Origin of the sequence: Roseococcus microcysteis (assembly GCF_014764365.1) — a bacterium.
Lineage (GTDB): Bacteria > Pseudomonadota > Alphaproteobacteria > Acetobacterales > Acetobacteraceae > Roseococcus > Roseococcus microcysteis.
The window spans coordinates 2,631,675-2,645,904 of the sequence record NZ_CP061718.1 but is presented as its reverse complement, the minus strand read 5'-3'; the positions used below and the strand labels follow the sequence as shown (position 1 = coordinate 2,645,904).

The following is a 14,230-nucleotide window of genomic DNA, read 5'->3' as shown; positions in this document are numbered from 1 at the left end:
GGCGGCGCCTCAGAACTGGAAATACAGGAATGGCACGGCCGCGCGGCTGTAGAGCAGCACGAGGCCGAGCAGGAAGGCCGCGAAGGGCCACCACATCCAGACGGGACGCGACAGGCCGGACAGCCCCTCGGGCGAGAGGCGCAGGAAGGGCAGGCGCCCCGCCAGCAGCGGCAGGTAGACCAGGCCCAGCGCCAGCCAGAGGAACCACCATTGGTCCGGCGTGATTTGCCAGGCGAGCGCGTCCGAGATGCCGCCCCAATTCGCCCCGAACATGGCGGCGTAGAGGGTGAAGGCGGATGCGAAATCCGGCGCGCGGAAGGCCACCCAGCCCAGGATCACGGCCAGCATCAGCAAGGCATGGCCCAGGATCCAGGGCATGGGGCCGCCGCCCGAGGCGCGCCAGAAGCGGTGCAGGGCCAGCAGGGCGCCATGCCAGAAGCCCCAGACGATGAAGGTCCAGTTCGCGCCATGCCACAGCCCGCCGATCACCATGGTCAGCAGCAGGTTGGCATAGGTCCGAACGGGGCCGTGCCGGTTTCCACCCAGCGAGATGTAGAGGTAGTCGCGCAGGAAGCGGCTCAGCGTCATGTGCCAGCGCTGCCAGAATTCCTGGATGTTGCCGGCGAGGTAGGGGTTGTCGAAATTCTCGGGAAAGCGGAAGCCGCACATCATGGCCAGCCCGATGGCCATGGCCGAATAGCCCGCGAAGTCGAAGAAGAGTTGCAGCGTGTAGGCGATGGCGCCGACCCAGGCCTCGGCGGTGGTGGGGGCGGGCAGGGCGAAGACGGAATCCACCACGGGCGCCAGCGTGTCGGCCACCAGCACCTTCATGGCGAAGCCCACCATGAAGCGGCGCGCGCCCAGGCCGAATTTTTCCAGGCTATGGGTGCGGGCGCGCAGATCCTCCGCCACCTCGGCATAGCGCACGATGGGCCCGGCGATGAGCTGGCTGAACATGGCCTTGTAGGCCGCATAGGCCACGAAATCCCGGCTGGTCGGCACGTCGCGCCGATACACGTCCACCAGGTAGCTGACCGATTGCAGCACGTAGAAGGACAGGCCCACGGGCAGGATGATCTGCGCCCAGGGCATGGGCGTGCCGCCCAGGGCCATCACCGCGTCGTTGAAGGTCTGCACGCCGAAATTGGCGTATTTGAACCAGCCCAGCACGCCAAGCTGCCCGGTGAGGCCCAGCACCAGCAGCCGTGTCCGTGCGGCTTCGCTCCGCCCCTCCATGGCCTGCGCAATCCAGAAGCTCCAGACCGTGACGCCCACCAGCAGCGCCAGGAAATCCACCCGCCACCAGGCGTAGAAGCCCCAGGAGAAGGCCAGGATGACGGCGTTGCGCGCGCGCGGGGGCTCAGGAAATAGGCCAGCAGGAAGGCCGGCAGGAACAGGAACAGGAATTCGAAGGAGGCGAAGATCATGCGCGGCGGGCCCGGGCGGGACGGGAAGGGGGGCGCATGGGCGGGGTCCGGCCTCGGAAAACCTGGGGTTTCGGGCTAGAACAGAACGCGGCGCGCCGCAATCGCTGATGACCCGGCCGCGCGGGCCGCCTATGATGAAGTTGTCGCAAGGATAGAGCGGGAATGCGGGCGTGAAGGCGAAGCTGCAGATGGCGGACCAGGGTGCGCTTTCCTACCTCGCGCGGCGGGGCGTCTCGCCGCAATGGCGGGGCTTCGTCCGTGCCCTGATGGGGATCGCCCAGGCGCATCTTCCCGGCGAGGCGCGGCAGACCTTCCTGCGCGCCCTGGGCGAGGGAATGGCGCGGGAGATGAAGCTGCCGCCTTGCGACAGCCTCTCGGCGCTGGAGGCCGCGATGAACGCCGCCCTGGCCGAGGCCGAATGGGGCTATGTGGAGGTCTCGCTGGACGAGGCGCAGGCGGCCATGGTGCTGCGCCACGCCGCCGCCCCCCTGGTCTCCCTGCCCGAGGACCCCGCCGGCGCCTGGATCATCCCGGTGCTGGAGGGGCTCTACCAGGCCTGGCTCGACGCCCAGCCCGGCGCGGTGGAGGGCGTGCCCGTGCGCCAGGCCGCGCATGAGGGCGCGCTGGTGGTGCTGCGCTACGCCCAGGCGGCGTAAGGCGCTCCATCGGGGGCGCGCGTGACGGCGCGCCATTTTTGTGCTAGGGTTCCAGGATTCGTGAGGATGGTCGGCGTGCGCCAGGGCCTGATGCACCGGATGTTAAGTGCCCGGGGCGCAGGCTGAGGTCGGTGACGCTGCCATATCTGTCGGACGGCAGGAGCAGCGAACGCCATGGCCACCCCTTCCCGCGGCAAGCCGGCCACCGCACCTCCCGCGCCGAAGGCGCCAGCGGCCAAGGCGAAGGCCCAGGCGAAGGTCAGTAAGCCGGCGCCCGTGAAGTCTCCTCCGGCCAAGACGGCCGCCAAGACCAAGCCGGCCCCGGCCGCGAAGGAACCACCGCCCCGGGCAAGGGTTGCGAAGGTAGCCCCGGCCCCCGAAGTCAAGCCGCCCGCGGCGCCGCCAGCGCAGCCCCAGCGCCCCGTCGAATTCCACAGCAAGGTATCATCCCGTCCCGTGACCAAGTCCAAGGCGTCCACCACCGCACCCGACACCAACCGCCCCGCTTCCGAGCCGGCCGCGGAGGCCCAGGCGACGCCCCGGCCCTCCATCGTGATCGCGGCCCCCACCGACACGCCCTCGCGCGGGGGCGGGTCCATGGCCGCGCGCGCGGCGGCGGGCCGGCCCAACATGCCGCCCTCCTTCGCCGTCCGCAGCCCGGGCCGCCCGGGCTTCGCCGAGGGACAGAACCCCGCCCCGCGCCCGCCCGCCGCCAAGATCGAGCTGAAGGCCGGGGACCATGTGGTCTATCCCACCCATGGCGTGGGCATGGTGCAGGGCATCGAGACCATCGAGGCCGCGGGCCACGCGCTGCAGATGGTCGTCGTCACCTTCGAGGAAAACCGCATGACGCTGCGCGTGCCCGTCACCAAGGTGGCGACGGCCGGGCTGCGCAAGCTGTTCACCCCCAAGGAGTTCGAGCAGGCCATTGATACGCTGAAGGGCCGCGCGCGCATCAAGCGCACCATGTGGTCGCGCCGCGCCCAGGAATACGAGGCCAAGATCAACTCCGGCGACCCCATCCAGATCGCGGAGGTGGTGCGCGACCTGCAGCGCAACGCCGGCCAGCCCGACCAGTCCTTCAGCGAGCGCCAGATCTATGAGCAGGCGCTGGAGCGCCTGGCCGCCGAATACGCCGCCATCGAGAAGATCGACCGGCTGGAGGCCAGCGACCGCCTGGTGGCCTTCGCCAAGTCGAGCGCATGAGCACAGCGGAGGAGGTCATCGCCGAACTCGAGGAAGGCTTCGCCCTCTTCGACGACTGGGAGGACCGCTACCGCTACCTCATGGAACTGGGCCGCGAGCTGGAACCGCTGGCGCCCGAGGAGATGGTGGAGGCCAACCGCGTCTCCGGCTGCCAGTCCCGCGTGTGGCTGACCACGCGCGCGGAGGGCGGCCGGCTGCGGCTGCGCGCCGCCAGCGATGCCGCCTTCGTGCAGGGCATCCTGGCGCTGTTGCTGCGCGTCTATGACGGCCGCAGCCCCGCCGAGATCATGGAAACGGGGCCGGAATTCCTGGGCCGCCTCGGCCTCGACGAGGCGCTGAGCATGTCGCGCCGCAACGGGGCGGCCGCGGTGGTCGGGCGCATCCAGGCCGCGGCGCAGCGCATGGGGGCCGAGGCCGCGGGCTGAAGGCGACGGTCACGCCCCCAGCAGCGGCAGCCCCGCCTCCAGCCGGTCGGCCGTGCCCTGGATGGCGTGGCGCAGCGCCTCGTCATCGTAATATCCGCCGACCACATGCAGATGATGGCTGATGGCGCGGCGGAAGGCCTGGAACAAGGCGCAGTCGGGCGCTTCGGGGGCGGTCCAGAAGCGGTCCCGGCCCGATTCATGGGTCAGTCCCGGCACGCGGTACACCGCCTCGCCCAGTGCCAGCAGGGGTTTGCCGGCCTCCAGCGCGTTCATGCCGGCGGTGCTGTTCACCGTGATCACCCCCGCCGATCGTGCCAGCAGGGCGCCGATCGGCACGCCATCCACGAAGTGCACCCGCCCCGCCACACCGGCCGCGCGCGCCATGCGCATCACCCGCCGCGACCACCACTTCAGCCCGGGGTCGAGCGGATGGACCTTGAAGGCCAGGTGGGCCTGCGGCGGCGCATGGGCGGCGAAGCTCGCCACCGTCTCGCGCATGGGCGTGTCCTGGTCGGGAAAGGGCGAATAGGCGCGGAGCGAGAAATCCATCTCCATCTGCATGGCGAAGACGAAGAGCGGCGCCTCCGCCGGCAGCCGGTCCAGCAGGCGCTGGCCGAGCCGCCGCGCGAGGGGCCGCAGCGCCAGCCGCACCCCGGTCCCCAGATAGATCGGGATGGGCGAGTTCAGCAGATGCGTCTCGAAATGCCGGAAGGGCCAGGGCAGCATGTTGGCCATGTGGAAGGCCCAGTCCCAGCGGGCCTGCCGCGCGAAGCTGTCACGGAAGGGCGTGGGGGAGGCGAGCGGCGGCGAGGCCTCCGCCAGGCGCAGGATCTCCGCCGGCTCGCGCGGGAAGTGGGACATGGCGTTGTGCCCGTCCCGCTCCAGGATGATGCGGTCCGGCCGGAGATAGCCGTAGTCGGTGGCCGCGACCGGGATGGAGCGCGCCTGCGCCGCTCCGATGGCGATGCGGTGATAGACGCGCTGCTCGCCCAGCAGCACCAGGTCGGTGATGGCCTCGCGGTCCAGGAATTCGCTGATGAAGCGCGGCCAGTCGGCCAGCCGTCCGGTGAAGTCCACGGCCCCCGGCCCGCGCCAGAACAGCTTGTCGCCCAGGCAGAGGTTGATGCGGTGGGTGGCGTGGCCGCGCGCGCGCAGCTCCGCCGCCAGCCGGTCGAAGAAGGGGCTGATGGGGCCTTGCAGGAAAAGGAAGCGCTTCACGCCCAGCCCCCCGCGGGCGCACGCCAGGCGGCCGCCACGTCACCCTTCCCCAGCAGCTTCACGCCCGCCGCGCGCCGGGCGGCGGGGGTGGGCCAGCCGCGATAGGGCAGCGTCTCGGGCGGCGCGGGCGGGGCCTCGCCGGCCGCGATGCGCGCCAGCACCTCTTCCAGCAGCGGCAGGGCGGCCAGGTGCAGGGCGCGGGCGGCGGCGCTGGCGCTGGTGCCGGGCGGCAGGGGCACCGCCTGCTGCGCCCAGACGCCGCCCGCATCAATGCGCGGCGCCATCTGGTGGATGCTGACGCCCGTGGCGCCTTCGGCCAGGCCGTGGAAGGTGGGGATGGGCCCGCGGTGGCGCGGCAGCAGCGAGGGATGCACGTTGATCGCCCCGCGCGGCGGCAGGGCCAGCGTCTCGGCGTCCAGGATGCGGTCCAGGTGGTAGCAGACCAGCAGCTCCGCCCCCGCGGCGCTGAGCGCCGCCCGCATCGCCTCGGGCGCGCCCAGGCGCAGCGCGGGGATGCCGCGCGCGGCGCAGAGGGCGGAAAGGCGGGGGGGCTTTCGCAAGGCCCCGCCCAGCATGGGCAGGGCATGGTTGACCATGAGATAGGGCAGCAGCCCCAGGCCGCCCCGCCGCAGCGCGCGCCAGGTCGCGCTTGTGGCGCGGAAGGGGGAGGAGTGCCCCACCAGCACGAGGCGCGGCCCCAGGCTTTCGGCGAAACGCAACGTGGCCTCCGCGCTGGCGGCGCCCTCCAGGGTGAACAACGCGACCCGCAATTCCTCACGCCGCCTCCCGGGCGGCGGCGCGCAGCGCCTCGATGGTGCGGTCGAGATCGGCCTCGCTGTGCTCGGAGGAGAGGAAGAAGCGCAGCCTTGCCTGCCCCTCCGGCACCACGGGGAAGCAGATGGGCTGCACATTGATGCCCGCGGCCACCAACCGGTCCGCCACGCGCATGGCCGTATAGGAATCCCCCAGCACGATGGGCACGATGCCGAAGCCCGTGGATTGCCCGGCGTCGAAGCCCGCCGCGCGCGCCTGGTCGCGGAAGCGGCGCGCATTGGCCTGCAATTTCGTCACCCGCCAGGGCTCGGCCGCGATGAGGCCCAGCGCCGCCTCGGCCGCCGCGGCCAGCGGGGGCGGCAGGCCCACGGAATAGACGAAGCCCGGCGCCGTGTGGCGCAGCATGTCCACCAGCGCGTGGCTGCCCGCGATGTAGCCGCCGGTGGAGGCCAGCGCCTTGGACAGCGTGCCCATCCAGATGTCCACCTCGCGCGGGTCCACGCCCTGCGCCTCGGCGATGCCGCGGCCCGTCGGGCCCAGCACGCCCAGCGAATGCGCCTCATCCACCATCAGCCAGGCGTCATGCTTGCGGGCCAGGGCCACGAAGGCCGCCAGCTCCGGCACCGTGCCGTCCATGGAGTAATGGCCCTCGATGAGGATCAGCGCGCGGTTGTGCCGCCCGCGCTCCGCCGCCAGCACCGCCCCGGCGGCGGCCGCGTCATTGTGCGGGAAGGCCATGCGCCGCGCGCCGGACAGCCGCATGCCCTCGGCCGCGCTGTTGTGGATCAGCGCGTCATGCAGGATCAGGTCGGAGGGGCCCACCAGGTGGCCGATGGTGGTCACATTGGTGGCATGGCCCGAGACCATCGCCACCGCATCCTCCACCCCATGGTGCCGGGCCAGCGCGGCCTCCAGCGCCGCATGCACCGGCCGCTCGCCCGAGACATAGCGCGAGGCCGAGGCCGAGACGCCATAGCGCGCGATGGCCGCGGTCGCCGCCGCATGGATGCGCGCGTCCCCGTTCAGCCCGAGGTAGTTGTAGGAGGAGAAGTTGATCATCTCCCGCCCCGCGATGCGCGTATGCGCGCCCGCGATGCCCTCATGGCTGTGGAAATAGGGGCTGCTGATGCCGGTCTGGCGCGAGAGGTTGCGCACCGCCGCCACCTCGCGCGAAGCGGGCAGCGTCGAGAAGTCGCGTGCGCTGGTGCTGGCGGGCGCGGCGCTGGGCGCGTTCATGCGCCCCAGCAGCGCCGCGCGCTCCTGCGGGGAAAGGCCGCGGCGACGCGGGGGGCCGCCGCTCATTCCGCCGCCTCGCGGCCGGGCTTCAATCCCTCCAGCAGCAATTGGGCCACCCTCTGCACCGTCAGCCCCTCGCCCACGCCCTGGAGGGGCAATGACACCGAGAAACGCCGTTCCAACGCCGTCCGCAGTTCCAGCCCGCCCAGGCTGTCGAGGCCGAGGCCGGCGAGCGGCGCGTCGAGCGCGATGCTGTGGGCGGGCAAGCGCAGGATCCGTCCGATTTCGACGCCCACCATACGCTGGATCGCCTCCCGTGCGGCATCTTCCGCCATGGCGCGCAGCGCGGGGAGTGAGATCTCCTCCGCCTCGCCTTCCGCCCCCACCTGCCCGGCCAGGGCCAGGAAGGGCGGTTCGGCCAGCAAAGCCAGGCTGCGGCGCGCGGCGGGCCAGTCGAGCCGCGCCACGCCCGCCACCGCGACCCCGGAGGCGAGCAAGGCCGGCAGGCGGTCCAGCGCCTCGCGCGCGGTCAGCGCCACGGCGCCCAGGCGGCGGGCCAGGCCCTCGGCGCGCGCCTCCTGGCCGGCCAGCATCCCGGCATCGGAGATCGGGCCCCATTGCACGGCCAGCGCCGGGCGGCCCTGGGCGCGGCGGCGGCGGGCCAGCGCCTCCATGCCCGCATTGGCCGCGACATAGGCCGCCTGGCCCGGGCTGCCGATGGGCACGGTGGCCGAGGAGAACAGCAGGAAGAGGCCGGGGGCATCGGGTTCGGTCAGCCGGTCGAGGTGTTCGGCCGCCGTCACCTTGGCGTCCCACACCGCGCGGGCGGCGCGGATGTCGAGTCGCGCGGCCACGCCGTCCGACAGCACGGCGGCGGCATGGACCACGCCCGTGATGGGCGCCTCGGCGCGCAGCGTGTCGAGCGCGGCGGAAAGCGCCGCGGCATCGGTGGCGTCGCAGGCGAGCAGGCGGGTCATGGGGCCGAGGCTCGCGGCCGCCTCCACCGCACCCGGCGCCGCCGCGCCCCGGCGCGAGAGCAGGGCGAGGCGCCGCGCGCCCTGCCCGGCCAGCCAGCGCGCCGCCTCCAGCCCGAAGCCCGTGGTGCCGCCGACCACCACCACCCAGCCATCGCCCCATCGGGCCTGGAGGGGCGTCCAGGCGGGGTGGGCGCTGGCCTCGATGGCTTCCTCCGGCGGGCGGATGACGAGCTTGCCCACATGCCCGCCCGCCTGGAGGCGGCGGAAGGCGTCCTCCACCGTCGCGGCGGCGTGGACACGCACGGGCAGGGGGCGGAAGACCCCCTCCTCCAGCCGGCGCATGAGGCTTTCCAGGTGGCGGCGGGCCAAAGCGGGGCGGGCGCGGGCCAGCTCGTCCACATCCACCGCGAAATAGCTGACATTGCGGCGCAGCGGCCGCAGGGGCGCGCGCCGCGCCTCCGCATAGTCGCGCTTGCCCAGTTCGAGGAAGCGGCCGAAGGGCGCCATGAGGGAGAGGCTGCGCTCCATCGCCTCGCCGGAGAGGGAGTTCAGGCAGAGATCCACGCAGCCCTCGCCGGGCGGCGCGGGCCAATGGGCGCGGAGTTCCTCGGCGAAGCTGGCGGAGCGGCTGTCCAGCGCCACCTCCGCCCCGGCGGCGCGCAGCAGGGCGCGCCGGGCCTCGGTGCCGGCGGTGGCGGCCACGCGGGCGCCGGCGGCGAGTGCCACCTGCAACGCGGCCAACCCCACCGCGCCCGCCCCGCCATGGATCAGCACGCGGTCGCCGGGGCCGATGCGGCCGAGTTCCTCCAGCGCATGCACGGCGGTGAGGAAGGCCACGGGAAGCCCCGCCGCCTCCTCGGGCGAGAGCCAGCCGGGGCGGGGGACCAGCGCCTCCTCCCGCGTCACGGCGCGGGTGGCGAGCGCGCGGGGCGCCACGCCCAGCACGGCCTGGCCGGGCGCCAGGGCGCAGCCGGGCCCCACAGCCTCGACCACGCCGGCCAGTTCCATGCCCAGGCCCGGCCCGGCGAAACCGGCGCGGAGGATGTCCTCAGGCAGCAGCCCCTGCGCCCACATCACGTCGCGGAAATTGAGGCCCACCGCCTGCACGGAAAGCCGCACCTCGCCGGGGCCGAGGGTGTGGGCGGTCACATCCGGCGCCGGTTGCCAGCCCAGCGTGCCGAGCTGCCCCGGCACGCCGACCCCAAGGCGAAGCGGGCCGGGCGGCGGCGGCGGGGCGGGCACCCCGGCGGCCACGCGCGGCACCAGGCGCCCGGCCGGGGTCAGAAGCTGCTCGGCCTCCGCGTCGGGGGGCGTGAGCAGGGTGGCGGCGAGGCGCCTTGCGGCGGCTTGGGGGTCCAGCCCCAAATCCAGGTCATGCCGGCGCGGGCGCAGCCCCGTCATCTCATTGGCCAGGACGCGGCCCAGCGCCAGCAGCCCCGCGGCACCCGGGCGGGTGGTGGCGCCACGGGTGATGAGGTGCAGCCCCTCCGCCGCGCCCTCGGCCGTGGCGGCGAGCTGCGCGACGGCGGCCAGCCCTTCCGGCCCGGGCTCGGGCCAGGCCAGCAGGGTGGCGCCACGCAGCGCGGCGGGGGCGGGGTGGTCGGGCAGGCGGGAGACGCGGGCGCCGGCGGCGGCCAGCGCCTCGGCCAGGGCATGGGCCCATTCCTGCTTCGCCGGGCCGTTCCAGAGGGCGAAATGCCGGCCCATGGCGGCGGGCAGCAATTGGCCGCTTTCCGGCATGGCGGCGGCCACCAGCGCGGCGGGCCAAGGCAAGGGCGGCAGGGGCAGCACGCGCGGCCGGTCCCAGCCGCCACCCAACAGGGCGGCGTTCCAGCCCGCCGCGTCCAGCAGGCGGCGCGTGGTCCACCATTCGGCGGCCAGCCCCTCGGTCATGTCCCAGAACAGGGCGGGCAGGGGTTCGGCCAGCAGCAGGGCGCCACCGGGCGCGGCGGCGCGGCGCAGCCCCTCGGCCAGGGCCTGGCCGCCCGCGCGGCGGGGCGAGAGGGCGAGGGCCAGCACCAGCTCCGCCTCGGCGGGCGGGGCGTCGGGGCCGGCGGGGTCCCATTCCGCCAGTTCCACCCCCGGCGGCACGGGCGGCGGGCGCTGGCCGGGCAGGTGGGTGGCGATGAGGCGCGCGGCGGGCGGCAGGGCGGCGCGCAGCGCGGGCAGCAGCGGGCCTTCCGTGGCGCCGGCCAGCAGCACGCGGCAGGGCCGGTCGGCGGGCCAGCCCTCCAGCAGCCGGGCCGCGCCATGGGCCAGGGCGGCACCCAGCAGGCGCAGGCTCTCCGCATCGGGCGAGAGCCGCGCGGGCGGCATGGGCAGGCCCAGCAGCGCGGCGGGCAGGGCCTCGGCCGCCTCGGCCAGGGTGGCGAGTTCCTGGGCGAGGGCGGGCGCGTCCAGCATCACCTGCTGCCAGATGGCATGGGCGGCGGGCAGTTCCTGCGCGGCCGGCCCCAGATGGGCGCGGAGCGCCAGGGCCAGCGGGCCCTCGGCGGTGGCGAGCCCGGCCTCCTGCGCCGCCGCCGCCGCATGGGCGGAGAGCAGCAGCGCGGCCTCCTCCAGCGGGGCGCCGGCGGGCGGCGGGTCGAGCGCGGCGGGGTCCAGCGCGGGGGCCGGTTCGGGCCAGCCCAGCGGCACCGCCGCGGGCACCCATTCGCCGTGGAAGACGGGCGGTGCCGCGGCGCGTTCGCCGAGCGGCACGCGCTGGAAGGTGGCTTCCTCCAGCCGGGCCACGGCGCGGCCCAGCGCGTCGCGGAGCGTGATGCGGGCGGCCACGCCCCGTTCGCCGGGGGCGGTGATGGCGATCTCCGCCGCCACGGCCACGCCCCCCTCGCGGCGCGCCAGCACCCGGCCGAAGCGCACGGGCAGGAAGCCGTCGCGCGCCGGGCCCTCCTCCGCGCCGCCCAGCAGGCCGAGCAGCCCTTGCAGCGCGCCGTCCAGCCGCACCGGGTGCAGGTGGAAGGCGTCGTCCGGCGGGGCGGTGGCGGGCAGGTCCAGCTCCAGCCGCACCTGGCCCGTCTCGCGGCAGGTGGCGAAGCGGGTGACGGGGCGGAAGGCCGGGCCGTAGTCGAGGCCGAGCCGCGCGGCCGCCTGGGTCAGCGCCGCGCCGTCCTGCCATTCGCCAACAGCTTCGGTGGGGCCTTCGGGTTCGGGCGGGGGCGGCAGGGCGGAAAGGCGGGCGGTGGCGTGCAGCGCCCAGGCCTCGGTGCCCAGGCGGCGGCGGGATTTCAGGCGGAAGTTGCCTTCCTCGTCGAGCCGCGTGCGCAGCTCCCGCAGCGCGTCGGGCACCAGCGGCAGGGGGCGGAGGATGGTGAAATCCGTCACCTCCAGCCAGGGGGTGGCGGCGTGGCGCAGGAAACCCGCCTCCAGCGCCATCTCCACCATGGCGGCGGCGGGCATGATGGGCTGATGCCCCAGCGCATGGTCCGCGAGCCAGGGGGCGCCGGAGGTGTCGAGGGTGTTGCGCCATTCCTCCCCCGCCTCGCCATGGCGGTAGCCGAGCAGCCCGCCCTCGGGCGGGGTGTGCAGCAGGGGGCGGGTCTCGACGCTGCGCGGCAGCCAGTGCGGCTGGGGCTCCAGCGGCAGGGCGGGCAGGGCGCGGAATTCCGCGGGGCCCTGGAAGGCGCGGCTGGCGCGCGGATCGGCCCCCTGGGCCGTGGCGGCGTCGGCCAGGGCCGGGAAGGGGTTTGCCTGCCGGGCGCGGTGCGGGCGCAGCGTGGCCATGCCGGGCACCTCGCGCCCCGCCGCGCGCAGCAGGGTGCGGAGATAGCCCTGCAACAACGGCCGCGGCCCGATCTCGACCAGCAGGGCGGGGTTGCGGGCCAACCCCGTGGCCATGGCATCGGCGAAGCGCACCGGCTCGCGCAGGTTGCGCCACCAATAGGCGGCGTCGCATTCGGCGGGGTCCAGCGCCTGGCCGGTCACGGTGGAGATGAGGGGCACGCCCCCCTCCCGCCCGCGCAGCCCGCGCAAATCCCGCAGCAGCCCGGCGCGCACCGGGTCCATGGCCGCCGAATGGAAGGCGTAGTCGAGGTCGAGCGCCAGCCAGGCCCAGCGGCGCGCGGCGGCGGCTTCGGCCAGCCGCGCCAAGGCGGGTTCCGGCCCCGCCACGGTCAGCGAGGCGGGCGTGTTCACCGCCGCGATCTCGATGGGCCAGTCCTCGCCGGCGGAACATTCGGCCAGCACGGGCAGCGCGTCCTCGGGCGAGGCGCCCAGCACGGCCATGCGGCCCACGCCGCGCCGTGCCTCCTGGTGGCGGCTGCGCGCGGCGATGAGGCGCGCGGCCTGGCGCAGCGAGAGCAGGCCGGCCGCCTCGGCCGCCGCCACCTCGCCCACCGAATGGCCGATGCAGAAGGCGGGGGTGATGCCCTCCGCCGCCAGCGCCGCGACGATGGCGTGCTGGATGGTGAACAGCAGCGGCTGGGCGATGGCGGTGCGGGCGAGTTCCGCCTTCGTCACGCCGCGCTCCAGCATGGCGGCGACGGACCAGCCGAGATGCGGCGCCAGCGCGGCATCGGCGCGTTCCACGGCGGCGCGGAAGGGGGCGCTGCCGCGCATCTCGGCCGCGCCCATGCGGGCCCAGGCCGCGCCATTGCCGGTGAAGAGGAAGCCCACACCGACCCCATGCCCGGCCTTGCCGGTGGCGAGGCCCGGAACCTCCTCGCCGCGCGCGAAGCCGGAAAGGGCGCGGGCCGGGCGCGGGCCGCGCAGCACGAGGCGATGGGCGCGCAGGGCGCGGTGCCGGGCTTGGCCGCGTGCCAGGGCGGCGGCGCGGTCGGGCGGGACCTTGGCCAGCAGTGCCGCCCAGTCGCCCGCCAGCCGGCGCAGCGCGGTGTGGCTTTGCGCCGAGAGGATGAGCGGCGGCGCCTCCCCGGCATCGGCGCGTGCCACAGGGGGCGGGGGTGCTTCGCCCAGCAGGGCGCAGGCATTGGTGCCGCCGAAGCCGAAGGAATTCACCGCCACCGCCCCGCCCGCGAAGGGCATGGGCCGCGTGGCCGGAATCAGACCCAGCCGGTCGAAGGGGATGTTGGGGTTGGGCGTCTCGCAATGCAGCGTGGCGGGGATGCGCCCCGTCTCCAGCACCACCAGCGCCTTCAGCAGGCCCACCAGCCCCGCCGCCGCCTCGGTGTGGCCGATATTGCTCTTGACCGAGCCGATGGGCAGCACGGTGCGCCGCCCCTGCACGGCCTGGGCGATGGCCGCGGCCTCGATGGGGTCGCCCGCCGGGGTGCCGGTGCCATGCGCCTCGAAATAGCCGAGCCCCGCCGGCTTCACGCGCCCGGCCCGCAGCACCGAGGCGATGAGGGCCGCCTGCGCCCCCGCATCGGGCAGGGAGATGCCATTGGTGCGCCCCGCCCCGTTCACCCCGCTGGCGAGAATGACGCCGCGCACGAGATCGCCATCGGCGAGCGCGGCGGCCAGCGGCTTGAGTACCAGCACCACCCCGCCCTCGGCCCGCACATAGCCATCCGCCCCCGCGCCGAAGGCCTGGCAGCGGCCGCGCGCGCTGAGCATGCCCGCGCGCCAGAAGCCGCCGAAGGGGAAGGGCGAGAGCAGCATGTTCACGCCGCCCACCACCGCGGCCGGGATGCGCCCGTGGCGCAGCGCCTCGCAGGCCTCGTGCAGGGCGACGAGCGCGGAGGAACAGGCCGTGTCCACCGTCATGGCCGGGCCGCGCAGGTCGAAGACATTGCCGATGCGGTTGGCCAGGATGGAGAGCGCGCTGCCCGCCATGGTGTAGCGGTCGCCCGCGCCGGTGTCCTCCTGGTGGAGGTTGCCGTAATCCGTCGTGGAGCCGCCGACATAGACGCCGATGGGCTGGCCGGACACGCGGTCCTCGGGCCAGCCGGCATCTTCCAGGGCGCGGCGCGTCAGCACCAGCAGCAGGCGCTGCTGCGGGTCCGTCTCATCGGCCTCGCGCGGGGAGATGCCGAAGGCGGGCGCGTCGAAGCCCGCGACATCGCCGATGGTGCCGGCACGGAAATGCGGGGCGCGGCCGACCTCACCCGGGCGGGGGTGCAGGAAGCGGGCCTGGGTGAAGCGGTCGGCGGGCACCTCGGTCACGGCGTCCAGCCCCGCCTCCAGCAGGCGCGCGAAAGCGCCGAGGTCCGGCGCGCCGGGCAGGCGGCAGGCCGCGCCCACGATGGCGATAGGCGGGCCGCCGCCGGCCAAGGTAGGTACGGTCATTCTCATGCCCCCGCACGCAACCGATGCCGGTCGGGCCCGGTATCGGCGGCGGTGCCGCGAGATATCATGTTACAACACATGAAATCGCGATGAAAGAAACGACCCCGGAAAATCAACCAAAGATA

8 protein-coding genes are annotated in these 14,230 nt (G+C 74.5%); 3 read left to right on the top strand and 5 right to left on the bottom strand.

Annotation, left to right across the window (positions count from 1 at the left end; all coding sequences use genetic code 11):
* Positions 1-9: 9 nt before the first annotated feature.
* The gene (locus tag ICW72_RS12750) at positions 10-1,296 is read right to left on the bottom strand and encodes an MBOAT family O-acyltransferase (RefSeq protein ID WP_223880569.1); all 1,287 of its coding nucleotides are present in this window, start codon (positions 1,294-1,296) and stop codon (positions 10-12) included.
* A 301-nt stretch (positions 1,297-1,597) separates the two neighbouring features.
* On the opposite strand from ICW72_RS12750, the gene bcsD reads away from it, so the two are divergent.
* From bcsD to ICW72_RS12735, 3 genes are all read left to right on the top strand, one after another.
* Complete coding sequence (bcsD, locus tag ICW72_RS12745; protein ID WP_191083053.1) at positions 1,598-2,083, top strand: cellulose biosynthesis protein BcsD; 486 nt, start codon at positions 1,598-1,600, stop codon at positions 2,081-2,083.
* Between the two features lie 456 nt (positions 2,084-2,539).
* Positions 2,540-3,289 (top strand): CarD family transcriptional regulator, encoded by a 750-nt coding sequence (locus ICW72_RS12740; RefSeq protein ID WP_223880568.1) that lies wholly within the window; start codon positions 2,540-2,542, stop codon positions 3,287-3,289.
* Positions 3,286-3,714 (top strand): SufE family protein, encoded by a 429-nt coding sequence (locus tag ICW72_RS12735; protein ID WP_191083052.1) that lies wholly within the window; start codon positions 3,286-3,288, stop codon positions 3,712-3,714. Before ICW72_RS12740 ends, ICW72_RS12735 begins: the two co-directional genes overlap by 4 nt.
* 9 nt (positions 3,715-3,723) lie before the next feature.
* Here ICW72_RS12735 and ICW72_RS12730 read toward each other — a convergent pair whose 3' ends face one another.
* From ICW72_RS12730 to ICW72_RS12715, 4 genes are read right to left on the bottom strand one after another with little or no spacing between them, the layout of a single operon-like run.
* Positions 3,724-4,932: a capsule biosynthesis protein gene (locus ICW72_RS12730; protein WP_191083051.1), complete on the bottom strand. Its 1,209-nt coding sequence runs from the start codon at positions 4,930-4,932 to the stop codon at positions 3,724-3,726.
* The gene (locus ICW72_RS12725; protein ID WP_191083050.1) at positions 4,929-5,690 is read right to left on the bottom strand and encodes a formyltransferase family protein; all 762 of its coding nucleotides are present in this window, start codon (positions 5,688-5,690) and stop codon (positions 4,929-4,931) included. Before ICW72_RS12725 ends, ICW72_RS12730 begins: the two co-directional genes overlap by 4 nt.
* Positions 5,691-5,706: 16 nt before the next feature.
* Positions 5,707-7,008: an aminotransferase class I/II-fold pyridoxal phosphate-dependent enzyme gene (locus tag ICW72_RS12720; protein ID WP_191083049.1), complete on the bottom strand. Its 1,302-nt coding sequence runs from the start codon at positions 7,006-7,008 to the stop codon at positions 5,707-5,709.
* Positions 7,005-14,105 carry a type I polyketide synthase gene (locus ICW72_RS12715; RefSeq protein ID WP_191083048.1) on the bottom strand — a complete coding sequence of 2,367 codons (7,101 nt, stop codon included), beginning with the start codon at positions 14,103-14,105 and terminating at the stop codon, positions 7,005-7,007. The genes ICW72_RS12720 and ICW72_RS12715 overlap by 4 nt, the downstream gene beginning before the upstream one ends.
* Between the last annotated feature and the right edge of the window lie 125 nt (positions 14,106-14,230).